Annotated in this window: 15 protein-coding genes; 12 read left to right on the plus strand and 3 right to left on the minus strand. The window is 64.3% G+C overall.

Annotated elements, in window-relative coordinates:
• Positions 1-3 precede the first annotated feature (3 nt).
• The 8 genes from ABWV23_RS00130 to ABWV23_RS00165 all read left to right on the plus strand — a co-directional run bounded on the left by ABWV23_RS00130 (position 4) and on the right by ABWV23_RS00165 (position 8,026).
• Positions 4-663 (plus strand): histidine phosphatase family protein, encoded by a 660-nt coding sequence (locus tag ABWV23_RS00130; protein WP_353343663.1) that lies wholly within the window; start codon positions 4-6, stop codon positions 661-663.
• A 9-nt stretch (positions 664-672) separates the two neighbouring features.
• Positions 673-1,710, plus strand: coding sequence for a phosphotransferase family protein (locus ABWV23_RS00135; RefSeq protein WP_353343665.1), 1,038 nt, complete (start codon positions 673-675; stop codon positions 1,708-1,710).
• A complete protein-coding gene (locus tag ABWV23_RS00140) occupies positions 1,710-2,492 on the plus strand; it encodes an IclR family transcriptional regulator (RefSeq protein WP_353343667.1) in 783 nt (260 codons plus the stop codon). Before ABWV23_RS00135 ends, ABWV23_RS00140 begins: the two co-directional genes overlap by 1 nt.
• 444 nt (positions 2,493-2,936) lie before the next feature.
• Complete coding sequence (locus tag ABWV23_RS00145) at positions 2,937-4,181, plus strand: branched-chain amino acid ABC transporter substrate-binding protein (protein WP_353343669.1); 1,245 nt, start codon at positions 2,937-2,939, stop codon at positions 4,179-4,181.
• A gap of 89 nt (positions 4,182-4,270) precedes the next feature.
• A complete protein-coding gene (locus ABWV23_RS00150) occupies positions 4,271-5,227 on the plus strand; it encodes a branched-chain amino acid ABC transporter permease (RefSeq protein WP_353343671.1) in 957 nt (318 codons plus the stop codon).
• Positions 5,224-6,549 (plus strand): branched-chain amino acid ABC transporter permease, encoded by a 1,326-nt coding sequence (locus ABWV23_RS00155; protein ID WP_353343673.1) that lies wholly within the window; start codon positions 5,224-5,226, stop codon positions 6,547-6,549. Before ABWV23_RS00150 ends, ABWV23_RS00155 begins: the two co-directional genes overlap by 4 nt.
• Positions 6,546-7,322 carry an ABC transporter ATP-binding protein gene (locus tag ABWV23_RS00160; protein ID WP_353343675.1) on the plus strand — a complete coding sequence of 259 codons (777 nt, stop codon included), beginning with the start codon at positions 6,546-6,548 and terminating at the stop codon, positions 7,320-7,322. The genes ABWV23_RS00155 and ABWV23_RS00160 overlap by 4 nt, the downstream gene beginning before the upstream one ends.
• Positions 7,323-7,324: 2 nt before the next feature.
• Positions 7,325-8,026 (plus strand): ABC transporter ATP-binding protein, encoded by a 702-nt coding sequence (locus tag ABWV23_RS00165; RefSeq protein ID WP_353343677.1) that lies wholly within the window; start codon positions 7,325-7,327, stop codon positions 8,024-8,026.
• Between the two features lie 6 nt (positions 8,027-8,032).
• On the opposite strand, the gene ABWV23_RS00170 is transcribed toward ABWV23_RS00165, so the two are convergent.
• Genes ABWV23_RS00170 through ABWV23_RS00180 form a run of 3 tightly spaced genes read right to left on the minus strand, consistent with a single transcriptional unit; the run spans position 8,033 to position 9,971 of the window.
• Positions 8,033-8,632 (minus strand): 2-hydroxychromene-2-carboxylate isomerase, encoded by a 600-nt coding sequence (locus tag ABWV23_RS00170; protein ID WP_353343679.1) that lies wholly within the window; start codon positions 8,630-8,632, stop codon positions 8,033-8,035.
• Positions 8,632-9,366: an SDR family oxidoreductase gene (locus ABWV23_RS00175; protein ID WP_353343681.1), complete on the minus strand. Its 735-nt coding sequence runs from the start codon at positions 9,364-9,366 to the stop codon at positions 8,632-8,634. Before ABWV23_RS00175 ends, ABWV23_RS00170 begins: the two co-directional genes overlap by 1 nt.
• Complete coding sequence (locus tag ABWV23_RS00180) at positions 9,363-9,971, minus strand: glutathione S-transferase family protein (protein WP_353343683.1); 609 nt, start codon at positions 9,969-9,971, stop codon at positions 9,363-9,365. Before ABWV23_RS00180 ends, ABWV23_RS00175 begins: the two co-directional genes overlap by 4 nt.
• 99 nt (positions 9,972-10,070) lie before the next feature.
• Between ABWV23_RS00180 and ABWV23_RS00185 the strand changes: the two genes are divergently transcribed.
• The 4 genes from ABWV23_RS00185 (at position 10,071) to ABWV23_RS00200 (ending at position 14,619) form a co-directional block, all read left to right on the plus strand.
• On the plus strand, positions 10,071-10,547 hold the full coding sequence (locus ABWV23_RS00185) for a winged helix-turn-helix transcriptional regulator (RefSeq protein ID WP_353343685.1): 477 nt from the start codon (positions 10,071-10,073) through the stop codon (positions 10,545-10,547).
• Positions 10,544-11,302: an enoyl-CoA hydratase/isomerase family protein gene (locus ABWV23_RS00190; protein WP_353343687.1), complete on the plus strand. Its 759-nt coding sequence runs from the start codon at positions 10,544-10,546 to the stop codon at positions 11,300-11,302. The genes ABWV23_RS00185 and ABWV23_RS00190 overlap by 4 nt, the downstream gene beginning before the upstream one ends.
• Before the next feature lie 123 nt (positions 11,303-11,425).
• Positions 11,426-12,667, plus strand: coding sequence for a serine hydrolase domain-containing protein (locus ABWV23_RS00195; protein WP_353343689.1), 1,242 nt, complete (start codon positions 11,426-11,428; stop codon positions 12,665-12,667).
• Positions 12,664-14,619 carry an acetoacetate--CoA ligase gene (locus ABWV23_RS00200; RefSeq protein ID WP_353343691.1) on the plus strand — a complete coding sequence of 652 codons (1,956 nt, stop codon included), beginning with the start codon at positions 12,664-12,666 and terminating at the stop codon, positions 14,617-14,619. Before ABWV23_RS00195 ends, ABWV23_RS00200 begins: the two co-directional genes overlap by 4 nt.
• Positions 14,620-14,625: the final 6 nt, after the last annotated feature.

Below are 14,625 nucleotides of genomic sequence, written 5' to 3' on the forward strand. Positions count from 1 at the left end.
CAGATGGCCGAGCTTTTGGTGATACGGCATGCGCAGGCGTCTTTCGGCGCCGGGGATGCCGCGGGCTATGACCGGCTGACCGACCTCGGCCACAGGCAGGCCGAGGTCGCGGGCGAAGCCCTGCGCGCCTCGGGCTGGGTGCCCGACCGGCTGATCACCGGCACCTTGCAGCGGCAAAAGCAGACCCTGCGCTCGATGGGGTTCGAGGCGGCGCCGGAAACCCACCCCGGCTGGAACGAGTATGATTTCCACGACCTGCTGTACGCCCGCTTCGGCGGCGATGTGCCGGATGCGGTTGTCGGCGATCGCAAGACCCATTTCCGGACCCTGCGTGAGACCATCCTTGACTGGCAGGCGGGCGGGCTGGCCTCGGCGCGGGAAAGCTGGGCCGATTTCTCCGCCCGGGTCGAGGCCGCGCGGGCGTTTTCCACCGGTGATGCGGGGGATCGCGTGCTCGTGGTCAGCTCCGGCGGCGCCATCGGACAGCTCGTCGCCGCCAGTCTGGAGGCGCCGCCGAAACAGATGATCGCGCTGAACCTGCAGATCAAGAACACCTCGATATCGCGATTCATCTTTTCCGCGCAGCGGTTTTTCCTGCATGAATTCAATACAACACCGCATTTCGCGCTGCCCGGGGCGGCCGATTTGCTGACCTATAGCTGAGGATGACCGATGACGAACACGTCCCAGACACTCGATCTTGACGCGGTGGATGCCTACCTGCGGGCGCATCTGCCCGGGTATGAGGGGCCGTTGGAGGCGACGAAATTCGACGTCGGCCAGTCCAACCCGACCTTTCTGCTGGCGACACCGGCGAAAAAATACGTGCTGCGGCGCAAACCCCCCGGGGTGTTGCTGAAATCGGCCCATGCGGTGGATCGGGAGTTCCGGGTCCAAAAGGCGCTCGAAGGCAGCAAGGTGCCGGTCGCCAAGATGCACCTTTTGTGCGAAGACGACAGCGTCATCGGCTCGGCGTTCTACGTGATGGATTTCCTCGACGGGCGCAACTTTGCCGACCCGACCATGAAGGCCGAGGACAACGCCACCCGCGCCGGCGTCATCGACGAGATGAACCGCGTGTTGGCCGAGTTGCACATGGTCGATATCGGCGCGGTCGGGCTGTCGGATTATGGCCCGCCGGGAAATTACTTCGAACGCCAGGTCGGGCGCTGGTCTAAACAGTACCGTGCCTCCGAGACCGAGAGCGTTCCCGCGATGAACAGGCTGATGGAGCGGCTGGCTGCCGCGATCCCGCCCGACGACGGGCAGCGCACACTGGTGCACGGCGATTACCGCATCGACAACATGATCTTTGCCAAGGACGGGCCCGAGTGCCTCGCGGTGCTGGACTGGGAGTTGTCGACCATCGGCCACCCCTATGCCGACCTCGCCGCCGTCATCATGCAATGGCAGATGCCGCCGGGCAACGAGGGGCGCGGGCTGGCCGGCCTCGACCGCGCCGCGCTCGGCCTGCCCAGCGACGAGGAATTCATCGCGCGCTATTGCGAACGCCGCGGCTTGCCGGGGATCGACAACTTCGGATTTTACCTGGGGTTCTGTTTCTTCCGCATGGCGGGCATCATCCAGGGCGTGTTGAAACGCGCGCTGGACGGCAATGCCTCGAACCCGGAGCGGGGGCGGCAGTTGGGTCGCTATGTTCCGTTGTTCGCCGAGCACGGGCTTGCCGCGCTTGACGGAGGCGACCGGTGATGGACCCGAACCCGGACGAGGACAAGGACCGCAACTTCATCACCGCGCTGGCGCGCGGCCTGGACGTGTTGCGCTGTTTCCGTCCGGGCGAGGTCGAGCTGACCAATACCGATTTCTCCGAACGGACCGGCCTGCCCAAACCCACGGTGTCGCGGCTGACCTATACCCTGTGCAAGCTGGAGTACCTGGTGGCCGACCCGCGGACCGGAACCTATCGGCTGGGGGCCGGGGTGCTGCAACTGGGGTTCGGCGTTCTGGCGGGGATGGAGATCGGCGACCGCGCGGCGGAGGTTCTCAGCGACTTGGGGCAGGGGCCCAATTCCTATATCACCGTTGCCCTGGGCGAGAGGTTTCGCGACGTGGTGATCTACATCGCGACGCGAAGCTCGGTCGAGGACGTGTCGCTGACCATGCGGGTGGGATCGCGCGCGCCGCTGTTCCATTCCGCGATCGGCCGTGCGATCCTGGTGGCGATGCCTGAGGAGGCGCGCGAGGCAGAGTTCGAGACCGCGCTGTGCGCCGACCCCGAGGGTGATGCCCTGCGGCGGGCGGAATTCGCGACCGCGTTGGCGGAATACGAGGCGCAGGGTTTCTGCACCGCCTATGGCAGTTGGCGCAGCGACGTGAACGGCATCGCGGTTCCTGTCTTTGCCCTCGAAGGCGGTCCTGTGTACGGGCTGAACGTGGGCGGCCCCTCCTTCCACGTGAAGAAGAAACAGCTTGAGACCCATTATGGTCCGCGCCTGATCGAGGCGGGAAAGCGGCTGAGCCTGCGCGCCTGACCCCGGGCGCGCAGCGCGAGGGAATCGCTTGAAGCTCACGAAATTAAATTTTTCTGTGCGAAACTGACGCCCTCGATTCAGTGTACGCCCGATCGACCGGTCAGGGCCGTTTCACAGGGGGCATAGGCGCCGGAACCCGCATGGAAGCCCATGCCATACGGTGATCTTGCCGGGATATGTAAAAGTATCAGGTTAACTTTAGAGGTGTCCAAAAAATACGTTAAAGCAATACGGTAACGGTCATAAGTCATGTTAGAAACAGCTTGACGGAAATCGAGGCGGGTAATTTGATGAGTGGTCGGGTCGTGATTGTCACTTCTGTCGTTTCGACGGTACGTCACTCCGGGTTGGAGCGCTTGACTTTATCCGGTGATGTGCAACTCTTCCCCTAGGTGCGGCGCCGCTGGAGGCGGAAAAGCTGCACCTCTCTATGGGAGGAGAAACATGCGGAAATCCATGAAGCTCGGCCTCGGTGCCGTGCTCGCACTTACTGTAAGCGCCGGCGCTGTCCTGGCCGAAAACGTCAAGATCGCCTTTATCGATCCGTTGTCGGGTCCCTTTGCCAGCACCGGGAGCAACGGGCTGAGCCAGTTCCAGTTCGCGGCGGAGCGCCTGGTCAACGAGGCTGGGGGCGTGCTTGACGGCCAGATGTTCGAGATCGTGCCCTTCGACAACAAGATTAGCCCCAAGGAGTCCCTGATCCAGCTTCAGGTCGCCATCGACCAGGGGATCCGCTATGTCGTTCAGGGCAATTCCTCCGGCGTGGGTCACGCGCTGACCGAGGCCATCGACAAGCACAACCGCCGCAACCCGGACAGCCGGGTGCTGTACCTGAACTATGCGGCGGTCGATCCGGCGCTGACCAACGATGACTGCAAGTTCTGGCACTTCCGCTTCGACGCCAACTCGGACATGAAGATGGACGCGCTGACCGATGTGATCGCGCAGAAAGACAACATCAAGAAGGTCTACGTCATCGGGCAGGACTATGGCTTCGGCAAGGCCGTCGCTGCGGCGGCGTCCAGCATGCTGGGTGCCAAGCGTCCCGATATCGAGATCGTCGGAAACGAATTGCACCCGATCGGCAAGGTCAAGGACTTCACCCCCTACGCGCGCAAGATCGTGTCGAGCGGGGCGGATGCGGTGATCACCGGCAACTGGGGTGCCGACATGCTGAACCTTGGCAAGGCGGTGGTCGATAACGGGTTTGAGGGCCCGATCTACACCTACTACGCCGCCGGCAGCGGCATCACCGGGGCCATCGGTGAATCCGGCAAGGGGACCATCCGCCTGATCGCCCAGGGGGAGATCAACCCGCCCGCCTCGGATGCGGCGGCGGACTACTATCGCGCCTTCCTGGCCAAGTATCCTGATGGCAATATCGACCAGCCGCGGATCGCCAACACGATCGGCATGCTGGCCCAGGCCATCGACAAGGCCGGCACGGCCACCGACGTGGTCGCCGTCGCCAATGCGCTTGAGGGGATGGAATACGAGGAACTCTGGGGCGGCAAGCTCTACATGCGGCCGCAGGACCACCAAGTGGTCCAGAACCTGCACGTTCACGTCCATACCGATGAGGGCCTGACCTTTGACTTTGACAATTCCGGCTACGGCATCGTGACCGAGGATTCCGTCGAGATGGCAGGCATGGACACCCCGACCACCTGCAAGATGAAGCGTCCGTAAGACGCATCGCATCGGCCCCCGCCTGCCAGGTCGGGTGGGGGCCAGGCAGGCAGATCACAACAAAATTTTCCAGCAAGGGGAGAGAGGGCATGGACCTCATTCTCGTCAATCTGATCGACGGGTTGGTGACCGGCTTACTATTGTTCATGTTGTCGGCGGGGCTGACCCTCATCTTTTCGATGATGGGCGTCCTGAACTTCGCACACGCCAGTTTCTACATGCTCGGCGCCTATTTCGCCTATCAGGTCAGCCTCTACCTGGGGTTCTGGATGGGCCTTCTGATCGCGCCACCGGCGGTCGGACTGGTGGGCGCGATGATCGAACGCTACGGGCTGCGGCGGGTCCACCAGTACGGCCATGTGCCCGAGCTGATCTTTACCTTCGGGCTGGCGCTGCTGATCGAAGAGGCGGTGCAGTTCATCTGGGGCAAGGACCAGATCCCCTATGCGATCCCCGAGGTGCTGCAATTCACCGCCTTCTCGATCGCGGGCAATTCGATCCCGGCCTACAAGGTGTTCATGATCTTCATCTCGGTCGCGATCTTCGTGTCGCTGCTCTACGTGCTGACCCGAACCCGGGTGGGCATGATCATCCAGGCCGCACTGAGCTATCCCCGCACGGTCGAGGCGCTGGGGCATAACGTGCCGCTGATCTTCATGGGGGTGTTCGGCGTGGGCACCGCGCTGGCCGGAGTCGCCGGCGTGATCGCCGGGCCCGTGCTCTCGACCTTTCCGGGCATGGCCGTGGTGCTGGGCTCGATCGTCTTCGTGACCATCGTGATCGGCGGTCTCGGCTCGCTCTGGGGGGCGCTCGTGGCCTCCTTGCTGATCGGCTGGATCACCACCTTTGCCAAGTCCTACAACCTGCGGATGGAGGATCTGCTGACCAGCATCGGATTTTCCAAGCCCGAACCGGTCTGGGACAGCGCCTGGGCCGACCTCTGGACGCTGACATCGCCGCAGGTCGCTGACATCCTGCCGTATCTTCTGATGATCCTTGTCCTTGTCTTCCGGCCCTATGGCCTGTTCGGAAAGCGTGACGCATGAGCGGAATCGAACAAAAATACACCCCGACACAGCCGCGCCCGCCGCAGGAACGCACCGCAGTGCGCGCCCGACCGGTGCCCCTCACGATGGCCAATGCGATGCCCTGGATCCTGGGCGGGCTGTTCCTGCTGGTGATGCCCTTCATCTTCCAGTCCAACAGCGCCATCACGATCATGAACCAGATGGCCATCACCATCATCTTCGCGCTCAGCTACAACATGCTGCTGGGGCAGGGCGGAATGCTCAGCTTCGGCCATGCGGTCTACATGGGGGTCGGCGGGTTCTTCTGCGTGCATATCATGAACTGGGACGACGTCTTTGCCATGATGCCGCTGCCGGTGCTGCCGATCTTCGGCGGGCTGTTCGGCATGGGGCTGGCGTTGATCATCGGCAGTTTCTCGACCCGCCGGGCCGGCACGATCTTTGCCATGATCTCGCTCGGCGTGGGCGAGTTGATCGCCTCCTGCTCGGTCATCATCGTCGCCTTCTTCGGCGGTGAAGAGGGGGTCAGCGGCGACCGGACCTATGGCCTGCCGTTCTTCGGGGTCGAATTCCTGCACCAGATCGAGGTCTACTACCTCACCGCCGCCTGGCTGATGATTTCGGCGCTGTTGATGTACCTGTTTTCCCGAACCCCGGTCGGGCGGATGGCCAACGCGGTGCGCGATAATCCCGAACGGGCCGAGTTCCTGGGCTATTCCGCGCGCTGGGTTCGGTTCTATTCCTTTGTCGCGGCGGGGTTCTTTGCCGGTATCGCCGGCGGGCTGTTTGCCATCAACTACGAGATCCTGACCGAAGAGAACCTGAACCTCGTCACCTCGGGGCAGATCCTTCTGGTCACCTTCCTGGGCGGTGTCGGCTTCTTCTTCGGGCCGATCCTGGGGGCGATCGTGTTCACGCTGCTGCAAACCGTGCTGAGCCTGCAGACCGAGATCTGGCAGCTTTACGTCGGCGTGCTCTTCGTGGCCACGGTGATGTATTTCCCCGGCGGCTTGGCGGGGGTGCTGATGATGCATGCGCTGCCGTTCCGACTGGGGCGGGCCGGGCTGCTGGTCGGGCCCTACATCAAGACGCTGGTGCCTGCCGCGATCTGCGCGCTGGGGGCCGCATCGGTGATGGAGATCCTGTTTCACATGCGCCACGCCGCCCTGGGTGAAAGCGAGATGACCCTGTTCTGGGTGCAGTTCGACAGCCACTCGCCGCTGCCGCTGGCGATTGCCGTGATCGCGGCGGTCGGCGGATTCTGGTTGGCCCGCCGCAGCGCGCCGGCCATGGCCGAGGCCTGGCACCATGCCAATACACCGCAGGGAGGTGCCTCATGACCGGGCTTCACGCAACCCCACCCGCGCTCGAGATCGCCGGGCTGAAGAAAAGCTTCGGCAAGGCCGAGATCATTCGTGGCGTCGACCTGTCCATCGCCGCGGGCGAGCGGCACGCGGTGATCGGGCCCAACGGCGCCGGCAAGTCGACGCTGTTCAACCTGATCACCGGAAGGTTCCCGCCCAGCGCCGGCGCGATCCGCCTGCACGGCCATGACATCAGCGGCAAGGCGCCGTTCGAGATCAACCGGATGGGGCTGTCGCGATCGTTCCAGATCACCAACATCTTTCCGCGCATGACGGTGTTCGAGAACGTCCGCTGTTCGCTGCTCTGGGCGCAGGGGTATCGCTATTCGTTCTGGAACATGGTCAACCGGTCGCGCGACCTGACCGAGGGCGCCGAGGAGATCCTGGAACAGATCAACCTGACCGAGCGGCGTGATCTGCCCGCCGGGGTGCTCTCCTATGCCGAACAACGGGCGCTGGAGATCGGGATCACCATCGCCGGCGGCGCCGACGTGATCATGCTGGACGAACCCACCGCCGGCATGAGCCATTCGGAAACCGACTATATCGTCGACCTGATCGAAAAGGTGACCGTGAACAAGTCGCTGGTCATGGTCGAACATGACATGGGGGTGGTGTTCGGGCTGGCCGACCGGATCTCGGTACTGGTCTATGGCGAGATCATCGCCACCGGCCGCCCCGAAGAGGTGCGGTCCAACCCCAAGGTACAAGAGGCCTATCTGGGCGCGGCGCTGGAGGCGGAACATTGAATATGCTGGAAGTCACGGACATGCATGCCTTTTACGGCAAATCGCATATCCTTCAGGGCGTGAACCTGCAGATCGCCGAGGGCGAGATCGTCGCGCTGCTGGGCCGCAACGGCGTCGGACGCTCGACCACCTGCAAGGCGATCATGGGCGAGGTCGAACCGCAGGGCTCGGTCCGGTTCAAGGGACAGGAGATCGCCGGCAAGAAGGCCTATGAGATCGCCAAGCTGGGCGTCGGCTATGTGCCCGAGAACCGCGACATCTTCCAGGGGCTGACCACGCGGCAGAACCTGGTCCTGGGGCTGAAGCCGGGACAGAAGGAGGGCGCCGGTCGCTGGAAGATGCAGGACATGTTCGACATGTTCGAAAACCTTGCCAACCGCGCCGATGTCGAGGCGACGGTGATGTCGGGTGGCGAACAGCAGATGCTCACCATGTGCCGCACCCTGATGGGCGATCCCGACCTGGTAATGATCGACGAGCCGACCGAGGGGCTGTCGCCGCAGATGGTGCAAAAGGTGGCCGGCCTGCTGGAGGAGATCGCCCGGCGTGGCATCGCCACCCTGCTGGTCGAGCAGAAACTCTCCATCGCCATGGACATCGCCCACCGGGTCTATGTGATGGGCCATGGCAAGGTGGTGTTCGAGGGCACGCCGGACGAGCTGCGCGCGCGCGAGGATGTCCGCAAGGAGTGGCTGGAGGTCTGAACGGCCTCAGCCGCGGCCCAGTTCGTAGGCCAGATCGGGCAGGCTGTCCTTGCCAAAGAACATCTCGCCCCGCGCGAACATGGTCGGCGCACCGAAGACGCCGCGCGCCACCGCCGCCTCGGTCTGCGCGGTGAGCGCCGACTTGACCTCCGGGTCGGCGACTGCGGCGAGGATATCGCGTGCGGGCAGCCCGGCCTCGGCCAGCACATCGCCGATCACCTCTTCGTCGTCCATCTTCTGCCCGTGCACCCAGATCGCGTCGAACACCGCGTCGACAAAGGTGTCTTCCCAGTCCTTGCCGCTCGCATGGAGGGCGGCCCGCATGAGCGTCAGCGTCTTCACCGGGAAATGCGGGTTCATGTGGTACTTCAGCCCGTGGCGGGCGACAAAACGCTCGATCGCGCGCGCCTGATAGGCCAGCTTGCCGCGCACCTCGCGATAGGTAAAGATCGGCGGCTGGTTGCCGGTCGCCTTGAAGATGCCGCCCAGCAGCACCGGCACGTAACGTACCCTTGCCCCCGCCCGCGCGGCGAGGTCCGGCAGCACCTTGTGCACCAGATAGGCGTTGGGGCTGCCAAAATCGTAAAGGAATTCGATCTCTTGCATCACCAGGTCTCCCGGAAGGGCCGCAGGTCAAGCTCGAAGGTCCATGCGTCACGGCCCTGATGATACAGCATCCAATAGGCCTCGGCCACGGATTCCGGGCGCATCAGCGTATCGGGCGGCAAGGCGTGCGGATCGCCGCCGGCGGCGGTGATGCGGTCGCGGACAAAGGCGGTGTCGACACCGGCGTCGATCACCAGGTGCGCCACGTGGATGTTCCGTGGCCCCAGTTCCCGCGCCAGGCTTTGCGCCATGTTGCGCAGCCCCGCCTTGCCGGCGGCAAAGGCGGCATAGCCGTCGCCACCCCGAACCGAGGCCGTGGCCCCGGTGAAAAAGATCGCGCCGCGCCCGCGCGGCAGCATGTGGCGCGCCGCCTCGCGCCCGCACAGAAACCCCGCGAAACAGGCCATTTCCCAGACCTTTCGGAACACCCGCGACGTGGTCTCGAGGAGCGGGAAACGCACGTTGCCGCCGACATTGAAAATCACCAGGTCGATCGGGCCGACGGTCTCTTCGACGGTGCGAAAGGTCTGGGTGACGCTGTCTTCGTCCCGGGCATCCATCGCGAAGCCCCGCGCGCGGCCGCCGGCCGCCTCGATCTCGGCCACCAACGGGGACAGCTTGTCGCCGTTGCGCCGCCCAACGCAGACGGTAAAGCCGCCGGCGGCAAACCGCCGGGCAATGGCCGCGCCGATATGGTCGCCGGCCCCGACGATCAGCGCGACCGGCGCGCTCACAGGGTGCGCGCCTTTTGCAGCGCCGGCCGCTCCAGCAGCCGGTCGGCATAGGCCGCGAGGTTCGGCTTGTCCGAGAAATCCATCTTCAGCATGTCGCGGGAGACGGTGACGGAATGGCCGGTCATGATGTCTGCGGCCGAGAACTCACCGGCGAGAAAGGCGCGCCCCTCCATGTGGTGATCCACCGCCATCAGCATCTGGTTCAGCAGCTTGGTGGCGCGCTTGACGTTCAACTCGGTGCGCCGCTCGGGCGGCAGCAGCACGGTCTCGACCACCAGCGTGTTGATCGGCGGCATGATCATGCCTTCGCAGTAATGGAACCACTGCAGGTATTCTGCAAATTCCTGCGTTCCGACAGCGGGTTGCAGGCGTCCGTTACCGTAAAGGGCAAGGATGTACTGCACGATGGCGCCGGATTCGAAGATCCGGATATCGCCATCCTCCAGCACCGGCACCCGGCCCAGCGGATGGATCTTGAGGTACTCCGGCGCGCGCATGTCGCGGCCGCCCAGTTCGAATTTCTCGATTTCGTAATCGAGGCCGAGTTCTTCCAGCAACCAGGCGACGCGGACAGCGCGGGTGTTCTGCGCGTAATAAAGTTTCATGAGGCTCCTCCGGGGAAATTGACATGCGGTGATGTTTGTGAAAACGCTAACTTCAGAATTTGAAGTCTGTCAATGGCAACCAACCGCAGGGAGGGGGAAATGGGTCGATCGGATCTGGCGAATTCGAGTTGCCCGGTCTCGCGCGCGATCGAGCGTGTCGGCGATCCCTGGGTGCTGATGATCCTGCGCGAGGCCTTCGTCGGCACACGTAGGTTCGATGATTTTCAGGCGCAAACAGGGGCTTCTCCGCATTTGCTGAGCCAGAGGCTCAAGCAGCTGTGTGACGACGGCATTTTGCGCCGCAGACGCTATTGCGATCACCCACCGCGGTTCGAATACCTGCTGACCGACAAGGGCCGGGGCCTCTGGCCAGTGATCATCACCCTGCGCAACTGGGGGCAGGAATGGCTGGGCGGCAGTTCGGTCCGGCTCACCCACAAGGGATGCGGCGCGGTGATCGACCCGGGGCTGACCTGCCCGGACTGCGGCGCGGAGCTGAGCGCGCGGGACGTGGTGGCCGAGATCAGCGAAGATTTTGAAAAGGAACGCAAGCACCGTAAGGGAGGCACGGAATGACGGCATCGGAACATCTGGTTCGAAAGGATTACGGCGAGGGGATCATGGGGATCGAGTTGAACCGGGGGCCGGTCAACGCTCTCAGCCCCGCCTTCCTGATGGGGATGGCGGACATGCTGGCCGGGATGGAGCAGGACGACAGCGTGCGCGCGGTAGTTCTTTCCAGCCCGTTCAAGGTGTTCTCGGCCGGTCTTGACCTGAAAGAGGCACAGGACTACGACCTTGCCCAGCAACATGCCATCGTCGAGGCGCTGAACGTCGCCTTCCTGGCGCTGTTCGCCTTTCCCAAACCCGTCGTGGCGGCGGTGGGCGGCGCAGCTCTTGCCGGCGGGCTGTTCTATGTTCTTGGCAGCGATGTACGCGTCGCCGGCCCCCGCGCCAGTTTCGGGTTGGCCGAGGTGCGGGTGGGCGTCGATTTCCCGGCTCCGACGATGGAAATCGCCCGCGCGACCCTGGGGCCGAATACGCTGCGTCGGTTGATGCAGACCGGACAACCGATTGATGTGAAACAGGCCATGGCAGAAGGCATCGTCGATGTTCTTGAAGAAGACAGCGGCATCGTGCTGGATCGCGCACTGGCCGAGGCGCGGGCGCTGGCCGATATCCCGTCGATCGCCTATGCCTCGGTCAAGCGGCAGGTCCGGCAACCGGCGATCACCGCCTGCGAAGCCGCCATCGCGCAGGGCGCCAACGCCCCGGAGGGGGGGTGGTTCAACGTCCAGACCCGCGATGCCATGCGCCGGATGATCGGCTGAGGCGCGCCGTTACGTCAGTTTCGGATCAGGTCGGCCCGGCGCCTCGACATCCGTACGAAATCGCGGGAAAACTGTACAGGAGAGGCGGCCGCTCGCGCGGCCGTGAGGGGAGGAGCATATCAAATGGAAACCGCGAAACCGCAGGATCGGGGGTTTGACCCCAGTCGTCTCGATCGGATCGGTGCATGGATGGACCGCTATGTCGAGGCGCGGAAATATCCCGGCAGTTCGGTCCTGATCGCCCGCGGTGGCGAGGAGGTCTATTTCCACGCCACCGGCGCGCGCCGGATCGAGACCGGCTTGCCGTTCACGCGCGACACGATCGTGCGCATCTACTCGATGACCAAGCCGATCACCTCGGTCGCGTTGATGATGCTGGCGGAGGAGGGGCTGTTTCACCTCGACGCCCCGGTGTCCGAGTTCATCCCGGCGTTCTCGGACATGCGGGCGCTGGTTCCCGGCGCCGAGCGGATCGACCAGACCGAGCCCTGCGCCACGCCGACGCTGCATCAGCTTCTGACCCATACCAGCGGGTTGAGCTACCCGTTCAATCCCGGCGTGTTGTCGAGGGAGATGGACGCGCAGGACATGATGTTCAAGCCGAACCAGGGGTCGCTGGAGGCGATGGCCGACCAGGTCGCGGCGTTGCCGCTGGCGTTTCGGCCCGGCACCCGCTGGGAATACTCCGTGGGCATCGACATCATCGGCCGCGTGGTCGAGGTGGTCTCGGGCCGCACTCTGGCCGAATTTTTCGCCGACGAGATCCTCGGCCCCCTCGGCATGACCGAAACCGCGTTCTCGGTGCCCCGGGGCGCGGGCGACCGGTTCGCCTCGCTCTACACGCCGCTGGCCGGGGACGCGATGGCGCTGAACGCCGCGAAAGAGGGGCGCGACACGCTGCGCGAGGTCGACCAGGCCGGCGGTTCGCCCTTCGAGGCGGCTAGCCTCTATTCCGGTGGCGGTGGCCTTGTCGGCACCCTCGACGATTACATGAAGTTCGCGGAGATGCTGCGCCGGGGCGGGGTCTGTGACGGGGGGCGTCTGCTGAGCCCCTCGACGCTGGACTTCATGATGCGCAACCACCTGCCGGGCGACATTGCCGCGATGGGGCCGCAAAGCTTTGCCGAACAGCCGATGGAGGGCATGGGCTTCGGCCTTGGTGGGGCTGTGGTTCTGGATGCAGGACGTGCCAGAAGTCCCGGAAATATTGGCGATTTCAGTTGGGGCGGCATGGCCTCGACCTTTTTCTGGATCGACCGCGTGCTGGATATGAGCGTTGTGTTCTTCACCCAGCTTTCGCCGTCGAGTTCATACCCAAGTCGCGCCGAGTTGAAGGCGCTGGTGCACGGAGCAGTACTATCATGAGCGCAGAACGTCCCATCCTCTGGACCCCGGGCAAGGATCGCATCGAGGGGAGCCGCATGGCCGAATTCATGCGCTGGCTTGACGAGAAGCGCGGGCTGACATTCGAGACCTACAATGACCTCTGGGACTGGAGCGTGACAGACCTGGACGCCTTCTGGTTGGCGATCTGGGACTTTTTCGACATCCCGGCCAGCCGTCGTTGCGACACCATGCTGGCGGAACGCAAGATGCCCGGTGCCGTCTGGTGCCCGGGCGGGCGGATGAATTTCGCCGAGGTCATGCTGCGCCCGTCGCAGACCCGCCCCGAGGCCGAGGCGGTGGTGGTCCGCTCCGAGACCTTTGGCGACAGCCGGCTGAGCGGCGCCGAACTGTCGGCGCAGGTGGCCAGTGTCGCGGCGCGATTCCGCGCCATGGGCGTGACGCAAGGCGATCGGGTGGTTGCCATCCTGCCCAACACGGAAACCGCGCTGATTGCCTGCCTTGCCACCGCCAGCATCGGCGCGATCTGGTCGCTTTGCGCCCCCGACATGGGGCATGTGGCGATCCTTGACCGGTTCCGCCAGATCGAGCCCAAGGTGATCATTGCGCAGGACGGCTATGTTCACGCCGGCAAGATGATCGACCGGCGCGAGGTGCTGGCGACGATCTTTGACGGGCTGCCGACGCTGGAGCAGCGCATTCTGGTGCCGGTGGTGGGCGAGGTTACGGAGGGCGCGGTGGACTGGTCCGACCTGACCGGCGACATCGCCGAGCCGGAGTTCGCGCAGGTGCCCTTCGATCATCCGCTTTGGATCGTCTATTCCTCGGGCACCACCGGCAACCCCAAGCCCATCGTGCACGGGCATGGCGGCATTATCCTGGAGGGGGCGAAACAATCGCTGCACCAGGATCTGCGCGCCGGTGACCGGTACTGCTGGCTGACGTCCTCGGGATGGATCATGTGGAACGCGCAGTTCGTGGCGCTGGGGCAGGGGGCGACGCTGGCCATGTTCGACGGCGCGCCGAACCACCCCGACATGATGGCGCTGTGGCGCTTCGCGGCGGATGAAAAGTTCACCTATCTCGGTGTCGGCGCGGCCTATGTCACCGTCTGCATCAAGGCCGGCATTCGCCCCCGCGACGAGCTCGACCTGAGCGCGCTCAAATCGCTGGGCACCACCGGCTCGCCGCTGACCTCGGACGGCTACGACTGGATCTATGACGCGGTCGACCGCGACATCTGGCTGGCGCCGATCTCGGGCGGGACGGACTTTGGCGGTGCCTTCGTCTGTGGCAACCCGATGCTGCCGGTGCGCGCGGGCGAGATGCAGTGCCGTTCGCTGGGCAACGCGGTGCGCGCCTTTGACGACATGGGCAACGAGCTGTTCGGAGAGGTGGGCGAACTGGTCTGTACCGAGCCGCTGCCCTCGATGCCGCTTTACTTCTGGGGCGACGAGGACGGATCGCGCCTGCACGACAGCTATTTCGACACCTATCCGGGCATCTGGCGTCACGGCGACTGGATCGAGATCACGCGAGAGGGCGGATCGGTGATCTTCGGCCGATCCGACGCCACCATCAACCGCAAGGGGCTGCGGCTGGGTTCGTCCGAGATCTACCAGGCGGTCGAGGGGCTGGAAGAGGTGATGGATTCGATGGTCATCGACCTCGAATTCCTTGGTCGGGACAGTTTCATGCCGCTCTTCGTGGTGCTGGCGCCCGGCTTGACGCTGGACGACGCGCTGAAGGAAAAGATCAACGGTGCGATCCGCGCCTCGGTCTCGGCCCGGTTCGTGCCGAACGAGATCGTGCAGATCCCCGAGGTGCCGCGCACGCTGTCGGGCAAGAAGCTCGAGGTGCCGGTCAAGAAACTCTTGCTGGGGGCCGATCCCGAAACCGTGGTAAACCGCGATTCGATGGCCAACCCGGACAGTTTCGAGACCTTCATCGCTTATGCCGCTGCGCGAAGCTGACCGACC

Source organism: Aquicoccus sp. SU-CL01552 (assembly GCF_040365005.1).
In the GTDB taxonomy this organism is placed as follows: domain Bacteria; phylum Pseudomonadota; class Alphaproteobacteria; order Rhodobacterales; family Rhodobacteraceae; genus Antarcticimicrobium.

Coding starts and splice junctions, on each gene's coding strand:
- ABWV23_RS00200 (WP_353343691.1), top strand. CDS start 12,664: ATGAGCGCAGAACGTCCCATCCTCTGGACCCCGGGCAAGGATCGCATC.
- ABWV23_RS00190 (WP_353343687.1), top strand. CDS start 10,544: ATGACGGCATCGGAACATCTGGTTCGAAAGGATTACGGCGAGGGGATC.
- ABWV23_RS00145 (WP_353343669.1), top strand. CDS start 2,937: ATGCGGAAATCCATGAAGCTCGGCCTCGGTGCCGTGCTCGCACTTACT.
- ABWV23_RS00165 (WP_353343677.1), top strand. CDS start 7,325: ATGCTGGAAGTCACGGACATGCATGCCTTTTACGGCAAATCGCATATC.
- ABWV23_RS00140 (WP_353343667.1), top strand. CDS start 1,710: ATGGACCCGAACCCGGACGAGGACAAGGACCGCAACTTCATCACCGCG.
- ABWV23_RS00185 (WP_353343685.1), top strand. CDS start 10,071: ATGGGTCGATCGGATCTGGCGAATTCGAGTTGCCCGGTCTCGCGCGCG.
- ABWV23_RS00155 (WP_353343673.1), top strand. CDS start 5,224: ATGAGCGGAATCGAACAAAAATACACCCCGACACAGCCGCGCCCGCCG.
- ABWV23_RS00135 (WP_353343665.1), top strand. CDS start 673: ATGACGAACACGTCCCAGACACTCGATCTTGACGCGGTGGATGCCTAC.
- ABWV23_RS00130 (WP_353343663.1), top strand. CDS start 4: ATGGCCGAGCTTTTGGTGATACGGCATGCGCAGGCGTCTTTCGGCGCC.
- ABWV23_RS00195 (WP_353343689.1), top strand. CDS start 11,426: ATGGAAACCGCGAAACCGCAGGATCGGGGGTTTGACCCCAGTCGTCTC.
- ABWV23_RS00180 (WP_353343683.1), bottom strand. CDS start 9,971: ATGAAACTTTATTACGCGCAGAACACCCGCGCTGTCCGCGTCGCCTGG.
- ABWV23_RS00150 (WP_353343671.1), top strand. CDS start 4,271: ATGGACCTCATTCTCGTCAATCTGATCGACGGGTTGGTGACCGGCTTA.
- ABWV23_RS00160 (WP_353343675.1), top strand. CDS start 6,546: ATGACCGGGCTTCACGCAACCCCACCCGCGCTCGAGATCGCCGGGCTG.
- ABWV23_RS00170 (WP_353343679.1), bottom strand. CDS start 8,632: ATGCAAGAGATCGAATTCCTTTACGATTTTGGCAGCCCCAACGCCTAT.